Annotated in this window: 16 protein-coding genes; 9 read left to right on the top strand and 7 right to left on the bottom strand. The window is 67.8% G+C overall.

Annotation, left to right across the window (positions count from 1 at the left end; genetic code table 11):
• Positions 1-192: 192 nt before the first annotated feature.
• Positions 193-1,056 (bottom strand): sulfotransferase family 2 domain-containing protein, encoded by an 864-nt coding sequence (locus JF542_RS22020; RefSeq protein WP_207077441.1) that lies wholly within the window; start codon positions 1,054-1,056, stop codon positions 193-195.
• Entirely contained in the window at positions 1,056-2,072 is a 1,017-nt protein-coding gene (locus JF542_RS22015; RefSeq protein ID WP_207077440.1) for a replication initiator protein A, read from the bottom strand. Before JF542_RS22015 ends, JF542_RS22020 begins: the two co-directional genes overlap by 1 nt.
• Before the next feature lie 417 nt (positions 2,073-2,489).
• Here JF542_RS22015 and JF542_RS22010 point away from each other — a divergent pair, with 417 nt between their 5' ends.
• The 4 genes from JF542_RS22010 to JF542_RS21995 all read left to right on the top strand — a co-directional run bounded on the left by JF542_RS22010 (position 2,490) and on the right by JF542_RS21995 (position 8,878).
• Positions 2,490-3,878, top strand: coding sequence for an AAA family ATPase (locus tag JF542_RS22010; protein ID WP_207077439.1), 1,389 nt, complete (start codon positions 2,490-2,492; stop codon positions 3,876-3,878).
• Between the two features lie 105 nt (positions 3,879-3,983).
• Positions 3,984-5,030 carry a ParB N-terminal domain-containing protein gene (locus JF542_RS22005; RefSeq protein ID WP_207077438.1) on the top strand — a complete coding sequence of 349 codons (1,047 nt, stop codon included), beginning with the start codon at positions 3,984-3,986 and terminating at the stop codon, positions 5,028-5,030.
• Positions 5,031-5,163: 133 nt separating this feature from the next.
• Positions 5,164-7,683 (top strand): glycosyltransferase, encoded by a 2,520-nt coding sequence (locus JF542_RS22000; protein ID WP_207077437.1) that lies wholly within the window; start codon positions 5,164-5,166, stop codon positions 7,681-7,683.
• Positions 7,676-8,878, top strand: a complete 1,203-nt coding sequence (locus JF542_RS21995) for a hypothetical protein (protein WP_207077436.1) — start codon at positions 7,676-7,678, stop codon at positions 8,876-8,878. The genes JF542_RS22000 and JF542_RS21995 overlap by 8 nt, the downstream gene beginning before the upstream one ends.
• Here the strand turns inward: JF542_RS21995 and JF542_RS21990 are convergent, their stop codons facing one another.
• Positions 8,879-9,694 (bottom strand): ABC transporter permease, encoded by an 816-nt coding sequence (locus JF542_RS21990; protein ID WP_207077435.1) that lies wholly within the window; start codon positions 9,692-9,694, stop codon positions 8,879-8,881.
• 82 nt (positions 9,695-9,776) lie between these two features.
• On the opposite strand from JF542_RS21990, the gene JF542_RS21985 reads away from it, so the two are divergent.
• Positions 9,777-11,177, top strand: coding sequence for a KpsE/RkpR family capsule polysaccharide export protein (locus tag JF542_RS21985; protein WP_242533888.1), 1,401 nt, complete (start codon positions 9,777-9,779; stop codon positions 11,175-11,177).
• Between the two features lie 13 nt (positions 11,178-11,190).
• Positions 11,191-11,853 carry an ABC transporter ATP-binding protein gene (locus JF542_RS21980; protein WP_207077434.1) on the top strand — a complete coding sequence of 221 codons (663 nt, stop codon included), beginning with the start codon at positions 11,191-11,193 and terminating at the stop codon, positions 11,851-11,853.
• A gap of 112 nt (positions 11,854-11,965) precedes the next feature.
• On the opposite strand, the gene JF542_RS21975 is transcribed toward JF542_RS21980, so the two are convergent.
• Positions 11,966-12,910: a glycosyltransferase gene (locus JF542_RS21975; protein ID WP_207077433.1), complete on the bottom strand. Its 945-nt coding sequence runs from the start codon at positions 12,908-12,910 to the stop codon at positions 11,966-11,968.
• A gap of 183 nt (positions 12,911-13,093) precedes the next feature.
• Between JF542_RS21975 and JF542_RS21970 the strand changes: the two genes are divergently transcribed.
• The 3 genes from JF542_RS21970 to JF542_RS21960 all read left to right on the top strand — a co-directional run bounded on the left by JF542_RS21970 (position 13,094) and on the right by JF542_RS21960 (position 19,038).
• The gene (locus JF542_RS21970; RefSeq protein ID WP_207077432.1) at positions 13,094-15,799 is read left to right on the top strand and encodes a DUF4214 domain-containing protein; all 2,706 of its coding nucleotides are present in this window, start codon (positions 13,094-13,096) and stop codon (positions 15,797-15,799) included.
• A 68-nt stretch (positions 15,800-15,867) separates the two neighbouring features.
• Positions 15,868-17,931, top strand: a complete 2,064-nt coding sequence (locus JF542_RS21965; protein WP_207077431.1) for a DUF4214 domain-containing protein — start codon at positions 15,868-15,870, stop codon at positions 17,929-17,931.
• A gap of 114 nt (positions 17,932-18,045) precedes the next feature.
• Positions 18,046-19,038, top strand: a complete 993-nt coding sequence (locus JF542_RS21960; RefSeq protein WP_207077430.1) for a DUF2793 domain-containing protein — start codon at positions 18,046-18,048, stop codon at positions 19,036-19,038.
• Positions 19,039-19,099: 61 nt separating this feature from the next.
• Here the strand turns inward: JF542_RS21960 and JF542_RS21955 are convergent, their stop codons facing one another.
• From JF542_RS21955 to gmd, 3 genes are read right to left on the bottom strand one after another with little or no spacing between them, the layout of a single operon-like run.
• Positions 19,100-20,872 carry an SGNH/GDSL hydrolase family protein gene (locus JF542_RS21955; protein WP_207077429.1) on the bottom strand — a complete coding sequence of 591 codons (1,773 nt, stop codon included), beginning with the start codon at positions 20,870-20,872 and terminating at the stop codon, positions 19,100-19,102.
• Between the two features lie 5 nt (positions 20,873-20,877).
• Positions 20,878-23,502 (bottom strand): glycosyltransferase, encoded by a 2,625-nt coding sequence (locus JF542_RS21950; RefSeq protein WP_207077428.1) that lies wholly within the window; start codon positions 23,500-23,502, stop codon positions 20,878-20,880.
• Between the two features lie 36 nt (positions 23,503-23,538).
• A complete protein-coding gene (gene gmd, locus JF542_RS21945; RefSeq protein WP_207077427.1) occupies positions 23,539-24,552 on the bottom strand; it encodes a GDP-mannose 4,6-dehydratase in 1,014 nt (337 codons plus the stop codon).
• Positions 24,553-24,614: the final 62 nt, after the last annotated feature.

Genomic DNA, 24,614 nt, shown 5'->3' with positions numbered 1-24,614 from the left:
GCCGCCAGAGATGTCCCGACGCTGCTCGTTTCCCGTCCGGATTTAGCCTCTCGAGCCTTTCCGGTTGGTTTACATTGACTGTATAGAGCGCAACTCGGGCAAGAATCTGACGAAAATAATCAGCCGATAGGGCATATGGGCAACGCCTGCCAGCGTCGGTGTTTCGCAGCGAAACATCGCAGGCGACGTGGCTCAGCTCTCCCGCCGTGGGTACTCGAACAGCTCAAAATCCGTTGCATAGAGCTGCTCGACGATCCGCCGCAGCCCCGGGTCCGCATAGAAATCCTGTCGACTGTCCTTGCGCGAGGAGGCGTTGCGGCGCAGTCCCTCCAGACCTGCGGGCAGCGGCCGGTCGAGACGCGCCGCCACCTCCCTTGCGAAACCGTCCAACTCCTCAGTGCGACCGATCAGATCGGGGCGGTAGATCTTTGGACGGATATGAAGCGCCTGCGGCATCCAGTGAGGATCGAGGCTCTCGGCCCCAAACGCCTCGGCGTAGTCTTTTAGATAATGCAGGAAGCGTGCGAAGCCCTGTGGGGTGCCGGCATCGCGATCCCAGTCCATGCCCGCCAGCGCGTTCATCCGGATGCGCTCGGGCAGGAAGCGCCGATCGTCCAGTTCGTGGCTACGGCAGAGGTAGAAGAAGCCCGACAGCGCCCGCGCATAGGGATCGCGCACCGAGGCCAGCGACAGGCCGGGAAAGTCCAGCACGTCCTCGAGCGCCCCTCCTGCCTGAAACGCATTGCCCCAGAGCCCGGTCTGCGAGGTCAGGAACAGCGCGAAGTCCGGGTGCTGGTTGCCGGTCTCGGTCTGCGCCACGTGGCAGGAGAAGGGCTGGCCGTACTCCAGCTCGAAGAGCAGGTTCAGCACGAAGGTGTTGCCGGATTTTCCGTTGAGCTGGTAGCGCCAGCCGCGGTCGGGCGGAAACCAGATCAGCTGCACGAAGCGCTGCGCCGCCGCCACCGAGCCGAAGGCCCCCGGGCAGGCGGCCATCAAATCCGCCACCGGCGCCGGCGGGGTCTCGATCTGGATCGGCTGGAAAAGCTTGTCCTGCATCAGCCTCTCCCCTGCCCCTTCACCCAGCCGAGGAAGGCCGCGTCGGGGTTGCCGAGGCGCGGGCGGCCGGTGTCTTCCCACCAGGCCTGCCAACGCGCCACCAGCGCGTAGACATCCGCCCCCGGGGCCAGCGCCCGGGCGGCCTCGAGCGTCGCGGGGTCGAGATGTGGCGCGGCGGGGCCCGGGCGGGCCGCCCGCTGCCGCTCGACCACGATCATGTCGTCGGGCGCCTCGCTGAGGCGGTAGTCCGGCAGGTTGGCCTCGGCGATCATCTTGCGCAGCGCGGCGCGGAACACCCGCACCGGGGCGGTGGAGCCCGACTTCTTGTGCAGCGTGCCGACCGAGACCTGCCAGCGCGGCTGGCGGCCGCAATGCTTGCGCGCCAGCTCGTAGATGCGCCGCTCGAGCGGTTTGCGCAGGCGGAAGTAGTCGCGGCTCAGGGTCAGCACCGATTTCGCCAGCACCGCGCGGAACAGCCAGTCCGAGAGCGTCACCGTCACCGAGATCATCCGCCCGCCGCGCGACCGGCGCACGATCTCCCAGCTGTCGATCAGGCCGAAGCCGCGGGTGGTCTCGACGCCGCCGGTGGCAAGGTTGGTGGTGATGCGGGTGCCGGCCAGCCGCTCGAAGGCATCGCGCAGCCTGGCATAGCCGTCGCCGCTGGTGTCGCGGTTGGTGGCGACCAGCAGGTCATGCGCCTTGAGATGCAGCGTGCGCGACACCTCGCGCCCGGCATTGAGCGCCGCCATCAGCTGGCTGACGCAGTAGATCAGGATGTCCTTGTCGTGGATCGTGGCCCGCCCCCGCACCGAGGGCGTGACCTCGATCTCGGTGCCGTTGTGGGCGTAGCTCAGCACCCGCCGGTCGGGCCGGGTCGAGAGCGAGAAGATCGGGTGCTCCATGGTGCCCAGATCGTCCTTGGGCGCGGCATCGAAAATGTCGCAGACAAAGAAATCGGCGGTCGGATGACGGTCGGGCAAAAGCCCTCCGCCGGGGGTGTCTGTCGCTGCGCTCATCGTGCTCTCGTGCCTGCCCTGCCCCCGGTTTTTTCCGCCTGCGCGCTTTCGGGGTTTCAGTGACACCCACCCTATTTTTATCCACAGCCCCCGTCCAGCCCGTCAACGGGGGATCAGAGTCGCCAATGCGTGGGATCAGAGTCGCCTCAACGTGGGATCAGAGTCGGGTGGGGTCGAGTGATGCGGAAATTTACCATTTTCTTCAATCGGATACGCGACACCTTCCCACAGCGTAACGATTCAACTAACAAAAAATAACTGGAGATTTGAGCCACACCGCCCTGTCCCGGCCTTGGGAAGGGCTTCACAACCCTGCGAATCTACTGAGAAAACCAAGGTGCGTTCAGCTTTTCCTTCCATGTTCTGCATTTTTCGGTATCCTGAGAAAAACGGCGAACATGGCAGGCGAGCATCCAGATGAAGACCGATCCCAAGAACGATCTTCCCCCCTATTTCAACATCGATCCAGACACCGCGCTCGGCACCCTTGGCGGCCCCTTCGAAACCGAAGGCTTTGCCCGCATCGCACAGGCCTGCGAGGCCGGGCGCCGCGATCTCGCCGGACGCGGCCTCGAAGAGGATGGCAGGCGTCAGCTGCGGCTGTTCTCGACATGGGAAATTACCCGCTACCTGATCCCCGTCGCGGTCGGGCATTTCCGCCGGGTGCTGAAGCAGAACCCCGAGCTGCCGCAGGGCCGCTCCGAGACCGAGGGCGGCGCCAAGTGGTTCACCCTCGACGAGGTGCTGCGGCTGCGGGCGCATTTCGCGGCCGAAGGATCCAAGGCCAAGAACTACAAACCCTGGCGCCCCGAGGGGCTGCCCGCCAAGATGGTCGCCGTGGCCAATTTCAAGGGCGGCGTGGGCAAGACCTCGACCTGCGCTCACCTCGCCATGTCCGCGGCGCTCGACGGCTACAAGGTGCTGGTGATCGATCTCGACAGCCAGGGCTCGATGACCTCGATCTTCGGCGGCAAGGTCGAGGACGAGTGGCAAACGGTCTTCCCGCTGCTCGCGCGCCATTACGGCCAGCACCTGCGTACGGAGAACCAGCGCCGGCTCGACCGTGGCGAGGCGCCGATCCCGCTCGACGACACGCTGACCGAGGCGCTGGACACGCAGGCCCAAAGGCTGGTTCAGAAGACCCACTGGCCGAACATCGACCTCATCGGCGCACAGCTCAACTTGTACTGGGCCGAGTTTCAAATTCCGGTCTGGCGGATGCAGGCGCGTGGCTGGAAGCTCTGGGACGCGCTCACCGAAAGCCTCGAGGCGGACGGGCTGCTCGACGACTACGACGTGATCTTCCTCGATACCCCTCCGGCCCTTGGCTACCTGACGATCAACGGGCTGGCCGCCGCCGACATCCTGCTGGTTCCGCTCGGCGCCTCGTTCCTCGAGTTCGACAGCACCGGCCGCTTCTTCGACATGCTGCACTCCACCTTCTCCTCGATCGAGGAGGCCGAGAACATGGCCGCCCGCGCCCTGGGCCGCGAGGGCCTGTCGTTCCAGTGGGATGCGGTGCGCGCGGTGATCACCCGCTACGACGGCACCCAGCAGGCGGAGCTTGCGGCGTTGATGCAGGCCTATCTCGGGCCGGTTCTGTCGCCGCACCGTCAGGATTACACCGCGCTCATCGGTCAGGCCGGCGAACAGGTGCGCGGCATCTACGAGGCCGACTATCGCGACTTCAACCGCGAGACCTATGCCCGCGGCCGCGAGACGTTCGATGCTACCTATGCGGCTCTGAAGCAGCTGCTTCTGGGCAGCTGGCGGCGCGACGAGCAGATGGCGGAGGCCGCGGAATGAGACCCTGTTTCGCAGCGAAACATTTCGGCGCGCGGTCGCGTCGGGCTCTTTTAACCCCGGTGCGGTCCTCTGCGGCCACCCCCCGTTTCTGAAAGGACCCCGCGGATGGCCAAGCGCAAGAGACTGTCCCCCCTCGGCCCAGACCCTATGGGCAGCCCCGAGGACACCCCGCTCGAGACCAAGTCGATGTTCACGTCGGCGCCCCGGCGCGCGGCGCCGATTGCCGATGTGGCGGCCGGGGCGGCGGCCACGGCCGCGCTCGAGGAGTTGAGCGAGCGCTGGAGCAGCGCCCGGCTGGACGGGCGCTTGGTGGTGGAGCTGCCGCTCGAGGAGATCGAGCTGACCTATCTCGAACGCGACCGCATGGCCGAGGACGAGGACGAGACGGCGGCGCTGCGCGACAGCCTGCGTGAGCGCGGCCAGCAGACGCCCATCGAGGTGGTCGCCCTGCCCGGCCGTGCCGCCTATGGGCTGCTTTCGGGCTGGCGCCGCTGCCGGGCGCTGGCGGCGCTGCGCGACGAGACCGGCGAGGCGCGGTTCGGCACGGTACTGGCGCTGCTGCGCCGGCCCGAGGACGCCCCCGCCGCTTACCGTGCGATGATCGAAGAGAACGAGATCCGCGCCAATCTCAGCCATTACGAGCGTGCTCGCATCGTGGTGCGGGCGACCGATCGCGGCGTGTTTGCCGATGACGAGGCAGCGCTCTCGGCACTCTTCGCCTCGGTGCCACGGGCGCGGCGCTCGAAGGTCCGCTCCTTCGTCGGGATCGTGCGGGCGCTGGATGGAACGCTGCGCTTCCCCGAGGCGCTGAGCGAGCGCGTCGGGCTGGATCTGGCGCAGGCCCTGCGCGACCGGCCCGAGTTGGTCCGGCAGATTTCTGCTGCTCTGAAAACTGACACACCGCAGGACGCCACCGCCGAACGCGCCGTTCTCAACGGCTTTCTCGAAACCGAAAAACCGGTCGAAGACCCCGCGCCCAAACAGAGCCAAACCACCCCATCAGAGCCGAAACCGTCGCCCGAAATCCTCGGTGAATGGTCCGGTTTGACCCTGCGTCGCCGGGGGGCCCGACTGGAGCTCGACGGGGCGGCGGCGGATGCCGCTTTCGAGGCGGATCTGGCGGCCTGGCTGGCGCAGCGGCTCAGCCGCTGAGGCTGCGCGGCCGGGGTGTTTCGCAGCGAAACATTTTGCCCGCGCGGTGCCGGTTCGCGGGGTCTGGGGAGGTGGCTTGCACAGCCCTGCCCGACCCCGTAAGCCGGATCGGAATTATCTTGGAGACGGTCCCTTGTTGCTCGGTCGGGTCTATCGCATTTTCCTGCGCTACGCGGAGATGAACGTCGCGCTCGACCGTCCCGGCACGCCGCTCGTGGGTCGCGACGGCACGGTCTACGGCGAGATCACCCGCATCGCCCTGCGCCGCCACCGCATCCATGTGGAGGGCTGGGCCGAGGCCGATCGCATCGGCCTGTCGGTGAACCGCACCCGCGCCTGGACCGAACCCGATCTGGCCCGCGCCGGCAGCAGCCAGCGCGGCTTCGCCCTCGACATTCCCTGCGAGACGGGCGCCATCGAGTTGCTGGCCGAGCGCGGCGGCGAGCCCCCCGAGCGCCAGTCCCTGCCCGGCTTTTCCCCTGCGGCGCTGCTGCGTGCACGGCTGCCGATGGCGGCGCGCTACCTGGGCTCGCTGGCGGCGCTGGCACCGGTGATCTACCGCTGGAAATGGCAGGGCGATCTCGGCGCCCGCGAGATTGTCAAGGAACGGCTCGGGCTGGTGCCGCGCTCGGACGCGGTCGAGATGATCCCGGCCCTGCTGCCGGATACGCCCCCTGCCCCGCTGCCCGAGCGCGATGCGACGCTGATCCTGCCGGTCTACAACGCCTTCGACCTGTTGCCCGAGGTGCTGGCGCGGATCGCGGCCCATTCCGGAACCCGCTGGCGGCTTCTGGTGATCGACGACGCCTCGCCGGATCCACAGGTGCGCCCCTTCCTGCGCGACTGGTGCGCCGGGCACTCTCACGTGACGCTGCTCGAGAATGCCGAGAATCTCGGCTTCATCGGCACGGTCAACCGCGGCTTTGCCGAGGCGCTGGCGCAGTGGCCCGACGATCCCGTGGTGCTGATCAATGCCGACGCGCTGGTGCCCGAGGGCTGGCTGCCGCGACTGCTGGCGCCGCTCTCCGAGCCCGACGTGGCCTCGGTCACGCCGATGTCGAACGACGCCGAGATCTTCACCGTGCCGGTGATCTGCCAGCGCAACGATCTTGCGCCCGGAGAGGCCGACGCGCTGGACCGCGTGGCCGCCGGGTTCGACCCGAAAGCCGGGCTTGCGGCGGTGCCCACCGGGGTCGGATTCTGCATGGCGCTGTCGCCGCGCTTCCTGGCGCAACTGCCCGCCTTCGACACCATCTTCGGCCGCGGCTATGGCGAGGAGAACGACTGGTGCCGTAAAGCCGAGGCGCTTGGCGGGCGGCATCTCTGCGCCCCGAACCTTTTTGTCGAGCATCGCGGGGGCCAGTCCTTCGGCAGCGCTGACAAGCAGCGCCTGCTCGAGCGCAACCTGCGCATCCTGTCGGGCCGCTATCCGGGCTATGATGCCGAGGTACAGGAGTTCATCCGCCGCGACCCGCTCAACACGCCGCGCCTGGCGCTGGGGCTGGCGCTGGCGGCGCAGCGCCAAGACGGCCCGGTGCCGGTTTACCTCGCCCATGCCATGGGCGGCGGCGCCGAGAGCTACCTGCAGGACCGCATCGCCGGCGAAGTCGCCGAGGGCGGCTCGGCTCTGGTGCTGCGCGTCGGGCAGGGGCATCGCTGGAAGCTCGAGCTTTACGGCCCCAGCGGCATGACGCAGGGGCTGAGCAACGATTTTGCGCTGATCGAGAGACTGATTGCGCTGCTGCCCGAGCGCCGTATCGTCTATTCCTGCGGCGTCAACGAGCGCGACGCGCTGGAGCTGCCGGACCGGCTCCTGCAGCTCGCGGGGCAGGGCGGGGCGCACCCGCAGCCGGTCGAGGTCCTGCTGCACGATTTCTTCCCGGTGAGCCCGTCCTACACGCTTCTGGGCAGCGATGGTCTCTATCATGGCGTGCCGGTGGCGGGTGGTCCGCTGGCTGAGGATCCAGCGCATGTCTACGAACGCCCCGGTGGCGTGAAAGCGTCGCTCGGCGAGTGGCAGGCGGCCTGGGGCCGGCTGATCTCGGCCGCCGAGCGCGTGGTGGTGTTCTCCGGCTCGAGCCGGGACATCCTGACCGAGGCTTATCCGCAGGCGGCGGGGCGGATCTCGGTCGAGCCGCACGTTTTGCCCGCGCCGCCGCTGCGGATCGCGCCGGGGGCGGGCGCTGAGGGTGCCCTGGTGATCGGCGTGCTGGGCAATATCGGCGTGCAGAAGGGCGCGGCGCTGCTGCAGGATCTGAGCCGCGAGCTGGCCCGGACGGGGGCTGCGCGGCTGGTGGTGCTGGGCCATCTCGATCCGAACTACAAGCTGGCGGCGCCGAGCCTGGTGCATGGCAGCTACGAGCTGCGCGACCTGCCGGGTCTGGTGGCGCGCTACGGCATTTCCGGCTGGTTCATGCCGTCGATCTGGCCCGAGACCTTCTCCTTCACCACCCACGAGATGCTGGCCACCGGCCTGCCGGTCGCCAGCTTCGATCTCGGCGCCCAGGGCGAGGCGGTGGCACGGGCGGTCGCGGCTGGCGCGCCGGGGGCGCTGCTGCCGGTGCCGGAGCGAGCCGGGCTCGATCCGGCGGCGCTGCTGCCGGTGATTGCCTGCGGGACGGGACAGATCAGGGCGGGGGTGCGGCATGGCTGACGATTGCGAGCTGATCCTGCATGTGGGGCTACCCAAGGGGGGCAGCTCTGCGTTGCAGACCGCGCTGAGCATGACCCCGGATCTGACCTCCGCGTCGGGCCGGCAGCTGCGCTACACCGCGCTGCGCCAGCGCGGCGGGCTGACGAGCATCCGCTATGGCGAGGACCTGAGCCGCGACGCCCGGCGGTCGCCCTATGGCTATGTCAGCTGGCCGAACATGAAGGCGGGAGACGCGGCCTCGCCGGTCTTCGAGGCGCTCGGAAAGGTCATGGCGGCGGGCCGGGAAGGCGGGTTCGTGCCTATCGCCTCCTGCGAGGGGTGGGTCAGCCGGCCGCATATCTTTGCCAAACAGCTGCAGATGTGGGGCAACCCAAGGGTTGAGGTGGTGGCTTTTCTGCGCCCGCCGTTGGACTGGGTGAACGCGGCCTATTGGCAATGGGGGATCTGGCATCAGCCCGATCTTGATCTCTGGCTGAAACGCGGCAACTTGCCCTACGAGTTCGGCCCGGCGCTTGAGCACTGGTCGAAAATTCCCAATCTGCGTTTGCGGCTGGGCAATGCGCGGCCCGACGTGGTCGCGAAATTCTCCGAGTTCTATGAGATCAATCTGCCCAATGCCTCGAGCAGCAACACATCATCGCCGCCGGCTCTGATCGGCTTCCTGTTGCGCAACCGGCAGTTCCGGTCTTCGGGGCACGACGCCTCGACCGAATTCGTCTTCCAGCGCTGGTGTCCGCCGGTCGGGGGCCGCAAGCCCTGGGCGATCCGGGTGCGACATGTCTGGCAATTGCGCCCGACGGTGCAGCGCAACCGGGCTGCCCTGCGGCGCATCGCGAGCGAAGCGGAGCTGGCCGACATCTTCTCGGATACGCGCTGGACCGATGAGAAACCCTATCATGCGGCGTTGCGGGAGGGGGGCTCGGCGCTCGATGACCGCACCGAGATGGCGGGTTTGCGGGAGGCGCTGCTGGAGGGGCTGCGCCAGGCCTGCGCCGCGGGGGGGGGGGCGATGCCGGAGGTTCCGGACTGCCCGGCGGAGAGCTCCTCGACACGCGAATGGGACGACATGTTCTGTCCGCTCATGGAGGCGCTTTTGCGGGCCGACCTCGCCGTGCGCGAGGCGCAGGGCGGGCGGGAGCTGCGTGGCCTGAAGGCCCGGATGATGCGCAGCTTTCCGAAGCTGTTCGGAGGCTAGTCAGCGGTGCATCAGCTCGGCGTGGTAGCGCCGCAGCAGCAGAAGTCCGAGGGCAAGACTGACGAGTGAAATCCCCAAGACATAGATTCTGGAGACGTAATAGGCGTCGTATTCAGGGTAGAACCCTTCGCGCATCAACCCGACGACATGGACAAGTGGATTGTACCACAGGTAGCTGCGGTAGGGCTCGGGGATGGTGTCGAAGAGGTAGAAGATGCAGGAGATGATGAACAGCGGTCGGGTGATGATCCCCCAGGCCCGCTGTGCCAGTGGAAACCGGGTGAAAGCGTAACAAGTCAGCGTGCCGAGACCAAGCCCCAGCAGGGCAGCGAGGGCGAAGGACTCGAAGATCAGCGGGAAATCCAGCGTGGTTCGGGTCTCGTAGATCAGCATGATGCCACCGAAGATGATGTAGCTGACCAGAAGCTGGGTCATCACGTCGAGGATGAAACGCCCGAAGATGGCATCGACGAAGGTGACCGTGGGGTAGGCCAGAAGTGGCTTCGAAAAGTTCAGCGCGCTGGCAATCTTTCCCTGCAGACCGACATACATGACGAATGGCAACATGCCGGTGGCGTAGAAGATCGGGAAGTTTTCGCCGAGGCCGGGGCTGCGGAGGAAGGCGGAGAACACCACGGTCATCACCGCAATCCCGCCGATCGGTTCCAGAACCGCCCACAGATAGCCGCCTGGAGATCGGCCGTAGCTGGTGGCCATCTCTCGCAGGATCAGAGCGCCGATGGCGCGGGCGCCGGGGAAGGAGCGCTTGGTGGCCGCGGTGGGGCGCGCCGGTGGGGCGAAATCTTCAGAGCTCATGAAGCCTCGGGAATGTGGTATCTTGTTCCTGTCCGGTGTATTAGCATCCTGCTCTGGCAATTGACATTCCAATGGGGACCGATTGACACAACCCGCCAAGGACAAGGCTGCCGGTCCGGCTCAGGGCCAGCCGCAGGAGGGGCAGGCCGCCGCGCAGCCGCCCAAACCCGCCGGACAGACCGCTCCCGGACAGACAGGCCCCACACAGCCCCGCCCCGCCGGGGTGGCGAATCCGGGCGCTCCGGCACAGCCACGCCCGCATCAGCCGGGACAACCGCAGCCAGGGGGAGCCATTCCCCGGCCTGGCGGACCGAACCAGCCCGGGGGCCCCCAGCAGCCGAAGCACCCTCCCGGCGCGCAACAGCGCCAGCCGGCCGGTGCCGCCCAGCCGAAGCGACGCCACTGGCTGCTTCTGGCCAGTTTCATCGCCTGCGTTATCCTGCCGGCCATCGTCACCGCGCTCTACCTGTGGCTGGTGGCGGCGGACCAGTACGCCTCGCGCGTGGGGTTCACCGTGCGCCAAGAGGAGGCGGCCTCGGCCACCGATCTGCTGGGCGGGTTGTCCAACCTGTCCAATTCCAGTTCGTCCGACACCGACATCCTTTACGAATTCATTCAGAGCCAGAAGCTGGTCAGCGAGATTGACGAGGAGCTTGACCTGCGCACGATCTGGTCGCGTCCCGAATGGGATCCGGTCTTTGCCATCGACCCGGAGGCCTCGATCGAGACGCTCGTCGATTACTGGGAGAATATGGTCAAGATCTCCTACAGTGCGGGTCTGATCGAAGTCGAAGTGCGGGCCTTCCGGCCCGAGGATGCCACCGCGATCGCGCAGCTGCTGCTCGACAAGAGTTCGGACGTGATCAACGAACTCAGTGCCGTGGCGCGCGAGGATTCGATCAGCTACGCCCGCGAGGAGCTGGGCGAGGCGGTCGATCGTCTCAAGGAGGCGCGCGAGACGGTGACTCGGTTCCGCAACGAAAACCAGCTGGTCGACCCTCAGCTCGACCTGCAGAGCCAGGCCGGTCTGCTGGGCAATCTGCAAGCCCAAGAGGCCGAACAGATCATCGAGCTCGACCTGCTGCGCGACACCGCCCAGAGCAATGATCCGCGCGTGGCACAGGCCGAGCGCCGGCTCGAGGTGATCCGAACCCGCATTGCCGCCGAGCGCCAGAAGCTGGGCTTCGACAGCGGTGGCGGCGTCGGCACCGCCTTTGCCGACCTGGTGGGCGAGTACGAGCGCCTGGTGGTCGACCGGGAGTTTGCCGAGCAGTCCTATGTCTCGGCTCTCGCGGCCTATGACAGCGCCCGGGGCGACGCCAAGCGCCAGAACCGCTATCTCGCGGCCTACATGCAGCCGACCGTGGCACAGACCCCGCAATACCCGCAGCGCGGGGTGCTGTTGCTGGTGGTGACGGTGTTCCTGTTCCTTGCCTGGTCGACGGTGACGCTGGTGGCCTACTCGGTCAAGGACCGCCGCTGAGGGCCGGTTTGCAATGATCCGCTTCGAGAACGTCACCAAGACCTTCGTCATGGACGGCAAGCGCAAGACGGTCATGGAGAATGTCTCCATGACCTTCCCCGACGGGCGCTCGGTGGGGCTGCTGGGCCGCAACGGGGCGGGCAAGTCGACCCTGCTTCAGATGATCGCAGGCACCATGCCGCCAACTTCGGGGAAAATCGTCACGACGGGCCGCATCTCATTCCCGGTGGGTTTCGCCGGTTCGTTCCATGGCGAGCTCAGCGGGGCGCAGAACTGCCGCTTCGTGGCACGGATCTACGGCGTGGACACTGACGAGCTCATCGCCTTTGTCGAGGAGTTCGCCGGACTGGGCGTGCATTTCCACCTGCCGCTCAAGACCTATTCCTCGGGGATGAAATCGCGGCTGGCCTTCGGCACCTCGATGGGGATCGCCTTCGACACCTATTTGGTCGATGAAGTGACAGCGGTGGGCGATGCGTCCTTCAGGGCTCGCAGTGACGCTTTGTTCAAGCAGCGCATGCGCAATGCCGGCTCGGTGGTCGTCAGCCATTCGATGAACCAGATCCGCCAGCTTTGTGACGCGGTGGTAATCCTCGAAAATGGGCATCTGGTGTTCCATGACGATGTTGAACGCGGCATCGCCGAACATGAGCAGAATATGAAGCGCCGGGCTTGATTGGAGCCGCGACAGTCTTCAATTGCCTCGTTGCTGCACCCCTCCAATCCTGAGGAGCCGTCCTCGGAGTTGCTTTGTACAAGAACAGGCTCTGTTTCGCAGCGAAACAGGGTCAGACCCGCCCCAGCGCTGCGGCGAGGTATAGGCTGGCGGTGGTGAGCCGGGTCTGGCGGTGCAGACCAAGCTGGTGGAACGCCCGCGGCCGGGTCAGCCCGGGATGGCGCGGGGCGTTGCGCAGATCTGCCAGCAGGGTCTGATGCTCCGGGGTGAGCAAGTCTCGGACCCGCTCCAGTGCGGCGAGATTGGCGCCGAGCCAGTTGGCATAGGTGCGGCCAAGCACCTGCCGCACCCGCTGCAGTCGCGGTGCCAGCCCTTGATGGGCGCCCATGGCGTTGGCGTGGTGCTGGCGGTAGTAGAGCACCTTCTCGCGGTCGATGACGATCTCGCCCCCCGCACCGCTGACCAGCTGGTAGAGCCACCAGTCGTGATAGGGAATGCCCTCGGGCATGCCGGCGCGGCGCACCAGCTCGACGGCGCCGGCGCTCAGCACCGCGCTGTGGCCGCTCACCACGTTCTGGGTCAGCGCGTTGCGGAAGCAGGGGGCGCGGCGCGGCAGGCGCGAGCGGCCGATCACCCGCAGCTGTCGGTCGGTGTGGTGGCTCTGGGCGCCGTAGAGCGCCACCGGTCCGGCATTGTGCAGCGCGCTGAGTGCCAGTCGAAGCTTGCCGGGCAGCCAGACATCGTCCTGGTCCGACAGCGCCACCGGCCCGGCGGGCAGCTCGGGGTGACAAAGCATGGACAGGAAATTGGCGGCGTGACCACGCCGGGGGCCGGAGAGGAGGCGGACCTCGCGGTTCGCCGACTCGCGGTCGCGGAAGGCGGTGATGATGTCGAGCGTGGCGTCGCTGGAGCCGTCGTCGCTGATCCAGAGATCCCAGTGCGGATGGTTCTGCGCCAGGTAGGACTGCAGCTGTTCCTCGAGATGCGCGGCGCCGTTCCAGGTGGCCAGAAGGATGGTGATCCGGGTCTCGGAGGAGACGGGATGGGCGGGCGGCATCGAGAGCTTTCCTGACGGTTCGTTCGGGCCCCAGTGATGCCGGAGCAAAGGCCCCACCGCAACCGTTCGCTCGGGTTTGAGGCAAATGCTGTCGGCATTCCGCATTTCGACCGCAACAGCTGCGCGCCTGCGACTTGGGCCTGCGGCAGTCCGGGCGCGGGGGCGCGATCTGCGGGGAAGCGGATGGGGATCTTGCGCCATGTGGCGACCGGGCTGTCCGGTCCCGAGACGCATATGGCGGCGCTGAGCGGCCTGCTGGTGCAGGACACTGAAGGCGGGCTGCGGCTCTACAGCGCCAGCGGCGCTGGCGGTGGTCTGCTCGTCCGCGATGCCGGGTTGGCGTTGCAGGAGACCGAGAGCTACGGCCCGTCCTCGGGGCTCGATGCGCCGCGCTTTCTGGTGACAACCGAGATCGGCGGGCAGGAAATGCTGCTGGCGCCGGGGCGCTACGGCACCCGGATCGAGGCCTGGGAGCTGGGCGCCGATGGCGAACTCGGAGAGCGGGTGGAGTTCACCCTCGCGGGAGCCGAGCCGCAGGCGCTGCTGGCGCTCGAGACGGTGCAGGTCGCGGGGCAGGGCTACATCGTCACCGCCTCGCGGCAGAGCGCCGGGCTTGAGGTCTGGCAGGCCGACGGCCAGACCCTGCGGGCGCAGCCGCAGGACGTGTTGGCGCAGGCGCCGGGCACCGGGGCGGTGAGCGCCATCGACAGCCTGACGCTGGCCGGCGAGACCCGGGTGCTGGCGCTGTCTTCGAGCCAGAACAGTCTCTATTCCTACGCGCTCGGCGGCGGTGGGCAGCTGACCGACGTGGCCCTGCTCGACCTGCAGGACGGGCTCTACCTCGACACGCCCACGCGGCTCGAGCTCGTCGAGCTGGCCGGGCAGAGCTATGCGCTGATCGGTGCCTCGGGCAATGGCGCGATCGGGGTGGTGGCGCTCGAAGCCGGCGGAAACATGCGGGTGACCGATCTGGTGGGCGACGATCTGCAGACCCGCTTTTCCGGGGTGACGGTGCTCGAAAGCGTCACCGTTGGCGGGCAGGTCTACGTTGTGGCCGGTGGCGGCGATGACGGGCTGAGCCTGATGACGCTGCTGCCCGGTGGTCGGCTGCTGCATCTCGACACGCTGGCCGACGATCTCGACATGGCGCTGAGCAACCCCGCGGCACTGAGCCTCGTGGCGGATGCGACGGGCATCGACATCTTTGTCGCCGGCGGGTGGCCCGAGGGGGAGGAGGGGCAGGGCGACGGGGTCACCCGGCTGCGCGCGGATCTTGGTGAGATCGGCGCGGTGCAGGGGCCGGCGACGGCGGCCCAGACCCTGACAGGCGGCGCCGGGCGCGACCAGATCCATGGCGGCGGCGGTGATGACCGGCTGTCCGGCGGGGCGGGCGACGATGTGCTGATTGACGGTGCCGGGTCGGATGTGCTGACCGGCGGGGCGGGGGCCGACGTGTTCGTCTTCACCGCCGACGGGCAGACCGACCGGATCACCGATTTCGAGCCCGGCACCGACCGGCTCGACCTGTCGGGGCTGGGGCGGTTCTACACCATCGAGGCGCTCGACATCCGCAGCACTGCCACCGGGGCCGAGATCACCGTGGGCGGCGAGACGGTGCGCATCGACAGCGCCGAGGGTACGCCGCTAGAGGCCTCGGACTTCGCCATCGGCGCGTTGCGCGACCTCTGGCACATCGACAGCGCGGCGATCCCGGCGGCGCCGCTGTCGATGACCGGCGGGGCGGGGGCCGATCTGCTGATCGGGCGTGACGGCGCCGACACGCTGGCGGGCGGCGACGGCCATGACGTGCTGCGCGGGGCAGCGGGCGACGACCTGCTGATGGGCGCGGCCCCCGACCCGGTCTTCGATCCGGCCTCGGGGCAGGTCTACCGGCTCTACCGCGCAACGCTCGACCGCGCCCCCGATACCACCGGTCTGCTGAACTGGAGCGGGCGGCTGATCGACGGCGAACGCAGCCTCGTCTCGGTGGCCACCGGCTTCGTCAACAGCGCCGAGTTCCGCGCCACTTACGGCGCGCTCGACAACGAAGGCTTCGTGACGCGGCTCTATGAAAACGTGCTGGGCCGGGCGCCGGATGCGGGCGGGCTTGCCAACTGGACGGCGCGGCTTGAGGACGGGATGAGCCGCGAGCAGGTGGTGCTGGGCTTTTCCGAAAGCGCCGAGTTCCGCGCCGGCACCGCTGCCGAGGCCTCGGCGTTCAGCTGGTCAGGGCTGCAGGCGGACCATGTGGACGAGGTGTTTCGTCTCTATGACGCCACGCTTGGCCGCGCCCCCGACGCGGGCGGGCTGCTGAGCTGGAGCGGGCGGCTGGCCGAGGGACGGGAGCTGGCGGAGGTCGCCACCGGCTTCGTTAACAGCGCCGAGTTCCGCGCCACGTATGGCGCGCTCCACGACGCGGGCTTCGTGACGCTGCTTTATGAAAACGTGTTGGGCCGGGCGCCGGATGCGGGCGGGCTTGCCAACTGGACGGCGCGGCTCGAGGACGGGATGAGCCGCGAGCAGGTGGTGCTGGGCTTTTCCGAAAGCGCCGAGTTTCGTGCCGCCAGCGCGCCGGAGCTGCTGGCCTGGATGCGTGCGCAGGGCATCGATGATGAGCTCGATGGCGGCGCCGGGCGAAACCTGCTGATCGGCGGCGCGATGTCGGATTGCTTTCTGTTCCGGGCCCAGGAGGACGGCCAGCACCAGGTGGCCGATCTCGAACGCTGGGATCTGCTGAGCTTTGAGGGGTTCGGTTATGAGAGCGTCGAGGATCTGCGGGCCCATCTCACAGCTTCAGAGACCGGCGCGGTGTTCGAGGATCAGGGCGTGCGGGTGGTGTTTTCCGGCATCGCTCCACCGGACATTCACGATGATATGGTTCTACTCTGAGGGCAGGTCTCGGTCTCGCCGTTTTTTCCGTGCAGGACGAGCCTGCATAGAACAACCGAGAGGACCGCATGTCGAGCAGCAGCACCCCGACGGCCTTCGAGCAGATGATGCTGGAATATACCAACCGCGCGCGGCTCGATCCGCAAGGTGAGTTCGATGCGCTGATCCTCGATGCCGCGACCGGCACCGCGGTACAAGGCAACATCACCAATGCGGTGGGCTATTTCGGGGTCGATCTGGCGCTGTTCGAAAGCCAGCTTGCGGCGTTCGAGGCGGTGGCGCCGCTGGCTTGGAGCGGGGTGCTGGCCGATGCGGCGGTGGCGCATTCGCAGGCGATGATCGACTATGCTAGGGCCTATCCCGAGCTCGATGCGCAACAGCACCAGCTTCCGGGCGAGGACTCGGTTGGCACCCGGATCACCGATGCCGGTTACTCCTGGTCCTCCTACCGCGAGAACATCTTTGCCTATACAAGGGATCCGCTTCACGCCCATGCCGGGTTCTACATCGACTGGGGCTGGGGTGAGGGCGGTATGCAGGATCCTGCGGGGCACCGGATCAACATCTTGGCGGACGGCGTGACCGAGCTGGGGCTCAGCGCGCTGGCGGCACCTGAGGGGCTGAGCGTGGGGCCGTGGGTGGTGACACAGGATTTCGCCAGCCGCTGGGATTACCAGCCGCAGCTGGTGGGCGTGGTGATCGACGACGCCGATGGCGACCGGTTCTACGACATGGGCGAGGGGCTGGGCGGCATCACCGTCACCGCCACCGGATCCCGTGGCACCTATACCACCACCACCTGGGCGGCGGGCGGCTACCAGATGGAGTTGCCGTCCGGCCGCTACGACGTGGTCTTCACCGGCGCCAGGATCGAGGGCGAGATCGTTCACGAGGTGACCATGGGCTCAGAGAACCTCAAGCTCGACGGCATCGCCGGGGATGCGACCGAGGTGGTGATCGAGACGGTGATCTATGGCACCGGGGCGGATGACGTGCTCACGGCGCTTGATGGCCATGATCAGAGCCTGATCGGCAGCGGTGGTTCCGACACGCTGGAGGGCAGCGACGGTGACAACCTGCTGATCGGTGATCGGCTCGAGGCGGCGTCCGCGCCGGAACTCGCGGGGCAGGTCTATCGTCTCTATCTCGCCACGCTGGGGCGCGAACCCGACGCCACCGGGCACGACGCTTGGACCGAGCGGCTGCTGACCGGAGAGCAGAGCCTGACGCAGGTGGTGACCGGCTTCGTCAACAGTGCCGAGTTCCGCGCCACCTATGGGCCGCTCGACGACGCGGCCTTCGTCGCCCTGCTTTACGAGAACGTTCTGGGCCGGGCGCCCGATGCCGTCGGGCTCGACAACTGGGTAGCGCAGCTCGTGGTGGGCATCAGCCGCGAGCAGGTGGTGCTGGGTTTCTCGCAGAGCCTGGAGCTGATCTCCTCGACCAGAGCAGAGGCGCAGCGCTTTGCCGCCGCGCATTCCGAAGCCGGCTGGGGCGACGATGTGTTCCGCCTCTACCAAGCGACGCTGGATCGCGCCCCGGACCTGACCGGTTTCGGGAGGTGGAGCGCCGAGCTGGCCGGCGGGGCGGAGTATGCCGATGTGGCGGCGGGCTTCGTGGAGAGCCCGGAGTTTCGCGCCACGTACGGTGCGCTCGACGACGAGGGCTTCGTGACGCTGCTCTACGAGAACGTACTGGGACGGGCGGCCGATGCCACCGGCCTGGTCAAGTGGACCGGCCAGCTCGAGGCCGGCACGAGCAGGGTCGCGGTGGTCGAGGGCTTTGCCCAGAGCGCGGAGTTCATCGCCGCGACCACATCGGATTACGAGCAGTGGATGCGCGATCAGGGCACCGATGACAGGCTCTCTTCCGGTGGCGGCAGCGATGTGATGATCGGCGGCACCGGCGCGGATGTGTTCGTGCTGGCCGCCGGCGAGACGGTGACGGTGGTCGATCTCGATCCATGGGATACGCTGGAGCTGACGGGCTTCGGGTTTGCCGGCAGCGCCGACGCGATCGCAGCCTTCGAGACCGTGGGCGCCGACCTGGTGCTGAGCGAGGCGGGCTCGGATCTGATGTTGGAGGGGGCCGCCTCGGCGGGGGTGAGCGACGAGCAGATCCTTCTGGCCTGACCGGAGGGCGTGCGGGCCACGTCGCGTTGCGGCGGCGGCGCGCGTTCCTGCAGGACATCGGTAAGGGGCAGTGCCTACCGTCGCGCCGGTCTTTCGGTGCGCGGGGAGCTTTGCATGTCCGATCTTTCACCCAACCTGTCACTGCCCTACCTGGCGCCGGCGCAGGCTCAGAAACACGTCACCCATAACGAGGCGCTGGGGCTGCTCGATGCAGTGGTGCAGCTGGCGGTGCAGAGCCGCAACCAGACCGAGCCGCCGACCGATCCGGCCCCGGGTGCGCGCTACATCGTGCCGCCGGGGGCCACCGGCGCCTGGTCGGGGCAGGAGGGCATGTTGGCGCTCTGGGATGGCAGCGCCTGGCGCCTGCTGGCGCCGGCCCCGGGCTGGCGCGCGCGGTTGCTCGACGAGGGCGGCGAGGTGGTCTGGCAGGACGATGCCTGGCAGGTGCCGGTGACGCCGCTTCTGGGAGTGAACGCTGCCGCCGACCCGGTGAACCGGCTGGCGGTCGCCGCGCCGGCGACGCTGCTCAGCCACGAGGGGGGTGGGCATCGGCTCAAGATCAACAAGGCACAGCCCGGCGATACCGCCAGCCTGCTGTTCCAGACCGGCTGGTCGGGCCGGGCCGAGATGGGCTGCGCCGGCGAGGAGGATTTCTCGATCAAGGTCTCGGCCGACGGCACGGGATGGCAGACGGCGCTGCGCATCGCGCGGGCCAGTGGCCGGGTGACGCTGCCGGAAGGGGCGGAGGTCGAGGCGCCGCTCACCGGCGCGGGCGTGGTGGGGACGGTGTCGCAGCTGGCGGGACAGTCCACCGGGGCGCTGCTCGGGCGCGGCGAAAGCGCGTCCGGAAGCTGGTTGCGGCTCGCCGACGGCACGCAATTGTGCTGGCACAGTGTCGATTCAAGCGTTGCCGGGGTGGTGAGCTGGACCTTCCCGGTGGCGTTTTCCGCCGCCCCCGTGGTGCAGGCGGGCGGCATGGCGGGCAGCCCGCACCTGGTGTCGGCCGGGGCGGTGAGCGCCACCGGGGCGGAGTTGTCTGCCTGGGATCTCGCCGGGGGCCGCGCTGCGATCGGTTGCGGGCTGTTCGCGGCGGGGCGCTGGTACTGAGCGTTTCGGGCCGGGACAGGCTCTGATCGCCGACGCCCGCAGGGGCGCCGGCGGGTCCGTGTCAGCCGCGCGGCTGCTCGTAGATCACCGCGACCAGCCCGTTGCCCTCGAGCGCGTCGGGCTCTTCCGCCGCCGGCATCTGCCAGCAGAACAGGCTCTGTGTCTCGGGCCATGTTTCGGGCTCGACGGTGCGGAAGATCAGCTCGCCCTGCATGTCGATCTCGCGCGTGTCGGAGGACAGCACGAGCTGGCGCAGCTGCCGCGGCGGAATGCCCTCGCCGAAGGCGATCTGCGTCGACACCGGGGGCAGGGCCTCTCCGGCGCCGGTCTCGATCTCGATCGCCGGGCCGGAGCCCGAGGTGACGATGATCGCCGCGAGGGCGCGCCCGGATCCGCTGACCCGCGGCGTCAGGCCGAAGGGCTCGTAAGACACCGCGATCTGGTTGCCCTTGAAGGTGGCGCTCGGGGCGTTGTCGTTGGGGATCGTCACATGCAGGTTCAGCGGGTCGAAATGCCGGGCCCGTTCGGGGTTCTGCACCGGCGGACGGGCCTGGCGGTGCAGCACCATGACGTGCTCGGCGATCCGCATGGGCAGCTCGGTATCGACCCGGTAGCGGCTGTTTTCCGAGTACCATTCGGCCGGCTTGTACTGGCCGCGGGCCAGCACCGGCAGCAGCTGCTGCACGTCGAGAACCGGCACCTGGTAGGCGGCGAAGAGCCGCTTCAGCGCCGGAATATAAGGATCGTCCATGAGGTTGAGCTGGGCGCAGTTGCGCATCAGCACGGGCACCAGCGGGCGGCGCTCGCGGATACAGACCTGGATCAGCCATTCGACGTGGTAGAGCAGGCTCTCGAGCGACTGGCCATCGCTGTGATGGTTGTACTCGTTGATGCCGTACTCCCAGAACACCGCCGCCTCGGGCGGGCGTTTGGCCCAGCTCAGCAGCCGGTACAGCCCCATCGCGGTGGTGCTGGCGCCGAGCGACAGGTTGGTGATGTCGACGAGGCTGTCGAAATTGCGCCGCAGCAGGTTGACCCAGCCGCCGGCGAGAATCGAGTTGGGCCCGCCCAGCACCATCGCCGGCAGGCGCTCGGGCGGGCGCGCCTCGAGCGGCATGGAGGCGTTGACATGGGTGAGCTGCGGGCGGCAGCGTGCCAGGATGTCGAGCGGCACGCCAAGCTCCTTGAAGAGCGTCATCTCGGCCACTGCGGGCTTGGCGAATTCCTCCTCGAAGGAGCAGGCCACGAGCCGGCCACTGCCGCCGGAGCCGGCTTCGACGGCCTCTTCCAGCCGGGCGCGGAACGCCGGCCAGTTCACGTCGGGGGAGTACTTGTCGATGAAGCTCCAGTAGTCTTCGGACAGGCAACCCTGCTTGAACATCTGGTTGTGCACCGATTTCAGCCAGGGCTCGGCCTCGCGCTCGAACACCACGAAGACCGGGTCGAACTCGGCGAAGGCCTCGGCCATGATGCGGACGATCTCGGGCGCGCGCGGGTAGATCCCGGTCTCGCGGTAATGCTGGGTCAGCGAGCCCAGCGGCAGGCCGGGAAGCCCCTCGTCGGTGACGCAGATCACCGATTGCGGCACGTCGCGGAACGCCGCCGCCCATTCGTCGGCCCGCTCACGGAACTTGGCCGGCCCGATCAGGCCCATGGTCAGCGAGTGGGCGGCGAATTTCAGCGGGTTCGAGCTGCCGTCGGCGAGGTTGTAGCAGGCCATGTGCTCGGAGAGCTGCTCGGAATGGTCGAGCAACCAGCGCTGCAGCGAGCTGCTGCCGGTCTTGTGGTAGCCCAGGTGGACGACCAGGCGCTTCTTGGCGGGGGATTGTTCCATGGCACTCATGCTTTGGGCTGCTGCAGGTCCGCGAGGATCTCGCGCAGGCGGCCGCCATAGCGCTTGGCGATGGCCTTGGCCGAGAAGTTCTCGCGGATGTGGTCATAGGCGGCGAGGGCCTTGGCCCGGCGCGCCTCGGGGTCGTCATAGGCGGCGCGCATCTGCCGCGCGGCGTCCTCGACATAGGGCTCGGCCCAGACCGCCCCCTTGCGCACGAAGATGTAGTCGCCGGGCCGCAGCTCGCTTTCCTCGTAATCGACCATCCAGGCGGTGTCTTCGGTGCAGAAGTCCATGTTGCCGGAATAGGCGGTGCAGATCACCGGCACCTTCAGCGCCATCGCCTCGATCATGCCGAAGCCCCAGCCCTCGGACTTGTGCAGCGAGATGTAGCAGTCGGAGCCGGCCTTGAGCTGCAGCAGGTCGCGGTAGCTCAGGGTTTCGTTCATCACCACGATGCGGGGATCGCTGCTCATGATCGCATCGACCTTGTCCCACAGGTTCACCTGCACCGGGTCGAACACGCTGTCGCGGTTCTGGGTCTTCACCACGAGCCGCGCGTTGGGCACGCCCTCGAAGGCCTTCTGGAACGCCTTGAGCACCGAGACCGGGTTCTTGCGCTGCACGAAGGAGAAGCTGTCGAAGGCCACCAGGCAGACATAGTGACTGTCGTCGAAGCGGAAGCGGCGATTGACGAAGGCGCGCGAGGCCTCGCGGGTGATGTCGGGATGCTCTTCGAAGCACATGCCCACATTGACCACCGGCTTGCCCTTGGCGTCAGGCTGATAGATCTGCACGCCGTACTCGGTCGAGACCCAGATCTCGTCGAGCATTTCCATGCCGAGGTAGTGGCAGTAGGCGGGCTTGTCGAGCTCCCAGAAGAAGTAGCCGATGTTGTAGCGGCCCGAGAACACGTCGGGCTGGTAGGCGTAGGCCAGCGGGGTGGATTCTGCGTTCAGGTGGATCAGGTTGATCTTGGCCGGGCCGTACTCCTCGATCAGCGTGTCCGAGGAGAAGCCCTCCGGCGCCGGGTTGTCGAGGTCGAAATCGACGCCGCGGATATTGAGCCCGGTCTCGCGCAGGATCGCCGCCGACAGGCGGGTGGCCTGCCCCAGGCCAGAGGCCTTGGCGAGGGGCCCGATGAGCTGCACGTCGACCTCGTCGCGGGTCTGGTCGGGCTCGGGCAGGGCGGCGGCCTCGTAGCGGTGGCCATCCTGGTCGCGGGTCAGGAAGGAATAGCTGTCGAGATCGAAGAACGCCTTGCGCAGCGCCGCGGCATAGCGCGCGCGCGGCAGGGCGACCTCGGCCGGAAGCGCGGCGGTATCATCTTTGTCGGCGTCGGTCTCGTCCGCGTCTGCGCGGACGCGGGCATCGGCCCCGAGCAGGCCATTGACGAAGGTCTCGAGATCCGAGGCGCCGCCGGGGTTGTCCTCGTTGGGGGCCAGCAGCGCGGCGATCTGGGTGCGCGGCACGTAGCGCAGCAGGTCCGGACGCTGCGCTGCGTGCAGCAGGATCGCCAGCATCAGGGTCTTGCGTCCCTCGGCCGAGCCGGGATCGAGGAAGTGCAGCTTGGGGCTGTCGAGGAAGTAGCGCTCGGTGAAGTAGCTCAGCGGGAAGGCGTCGAGCCGGCGCGAGGGGTGCACGCCGCGCAGCGCGTCGGCGTAGCGATCGGGCACGAGGCAATCCTCGAAATACATGTGTGTCACGTCCTGGTGGACCCACCAGAACAGGAGGTCCATGTAGCGGTCGCGGTTGTTGAGATCGAGCCGGCCCATCAGGTCGGTGCGGCCCGACAGGCGCCACCACATGATCCGGCTGAGCGTGAAGCTCTGCCCGGCCATCACCAGCGGCGCGTTGAGATAGTCGAGCTGCTCGGACGAGAGCGGGATACGGCGCTTTTCCTGGCCGCGATAGGCGGTGAGATACCAGTAGAGGAAGCGGTCCTCGCTCTCGAGCCCCTTCTCCACGAGGTAGTGCTCGTCCATGCGGTAGCGGTAGCGCACATAGTCGAGATAGGCCGGCTGGCCGCTCTCGGGGATGTCGGGGATCAGCCGCTCCTCGGTGAACATCCGGTGATGCCGGCTGAGCGGCGGCTGCTGCACCGGCGGCAGCGCGCCCTCGGGCACCGGGGTTTCCTCGAGCAGCTCGAGCAGCGCGGTGAGCTCCTTCTCCAGCGCGAAGCGGCAGCGGGTCACCAGATCGGCGCGGATGCCGGGATTGTGCGCGTCGGCGCGGATCTCCAGCGTGCCCAGCTCGACGCCGCCGGCCCCCTCGGTGCGGATGCTGACCATGCCGCCGGCCTGTTCGATCTTCTGGTAGATCGCATCGGAGAGGCCGAACTGGAAGCCGCAGGCGGCCTCGCCGCCGGTGGCGGCGCGCACGTCCTCGCGCACCGCGTCGGCGATGCCGGCATCCAGAAGCGTGTCTCCGGCGTAGATCGCCACCGGCACCCGGCCGGTATTGCCCTCACGGCGGATCACCCAGCCCCGGATCACCCCCTCGTCGGAGAGCCCGTCCACATTGCCCCGGAAGGCGCCGTGATACTGGTGGCCATTGAGGTCGAGCGGGCCTTTCAGCACGCGCCGCGCCGCCGAGCGCAGCTTCGATTTCAGCGGAACGCCGGAGATGCTCATCTGGATATCCTGTCTGCTGGCAAGGGCCTGGGGCGATCAGCCCAGGGCGTCGAAGTCGGACTTGGCCATCATGCTGGCCAAGCTGCGGATATCGACCTTGGGCTCCCAGCCGAGCTGGGTGCGGGCCTTGCTGGCGTCGCCGATCAGCAGATCGACCTCGGCGGGGCGGTAGAACTTGGGGTTCACCTTCATCACCAGCTTGCCGGTCTTGCGGTCGGTCGCGGTCTCGTTCTCGGCCTCGCCGGTCCACTCGAGATCCATGCCCAGCTCTTCGGCGGCGAAGGTGAAGAAGTCGCGGATCGTGGTGGTCACGCCGGTGGCGAGCACGTAGTCGTCGGCGTCATCCTGCTGCAGCATGCGCCACATGCCCTCGACATAGTCACCGGCAAAGCCCCAGTCGCGCCTGGCGTCCATGTTGCCGAGCTCCACCGGCGCGTCGCCGCCGCGTGCCAGCTGGGCGAGGCCGAGGGTGATCTTGCGGGTGACGAATTCCTTGCCGCGCAGCGGGCTCTCGTGGTTGAACAGGATCCCCGAGGAGGCGTGCAGGCCAAAGCTCTCGCGGTAGTTCATGGTGATGTAGTGACCATAGACCTTGGCGACGCCGTAGGGCGAGCGCGGGTAGAGACGGGTGGTCTCCTTCTGCGGCACTTCCTGCACCAGGCCGAACATCTCCGAGGTCGAGGCCTGGTAGAAACGGACGTTGGGGCGCAGGGTGCGCAGGGTGTCGAGGATGCGCACCACCGCCATGCCGTCGGCATCGGCGGTGTAGACCGGCAGCTCCCACGACGCGCCGACGAAGCTCTGGGCGGCAAGGTTGTAGAACTCGTCCATCTCCACCGCCTGAATGGTGCGGAAGATGTTGTTCTGTTCGGTCAGGTCGAACTCGTGCAGCGTCACCTTGTCGGCGATCCCCAGCAGGTCGAGCCGGACGGTCTCGGGCTGCGAGATCCGCCGCACCCCGCCATGCACCTCGTAGCCTTTCTCGAGCAGAAGCTTGGCGAGATAGGCGCCGTCCTGTCCGGTGATGCCGGTGATGAATGCTGTTTTCATTGAGGGGTATTCCTTTTTCGAAATTCGGCGCCGGCCAAGGGTGCGCAGGGTGCCCTGTAGGG

The organism is Salipiger bermudensis (assembly GCF_017309175.1).
GTDB lineage: Bacteria > Pseudomonadota > Alphaproteobacteria > Rhodobacterales > Rhodobacteraceae > Salipiger > Salipiger bermudensis.
This window is presented reverse-complemented; position numbering and strand designations above follow the sequence as displayed.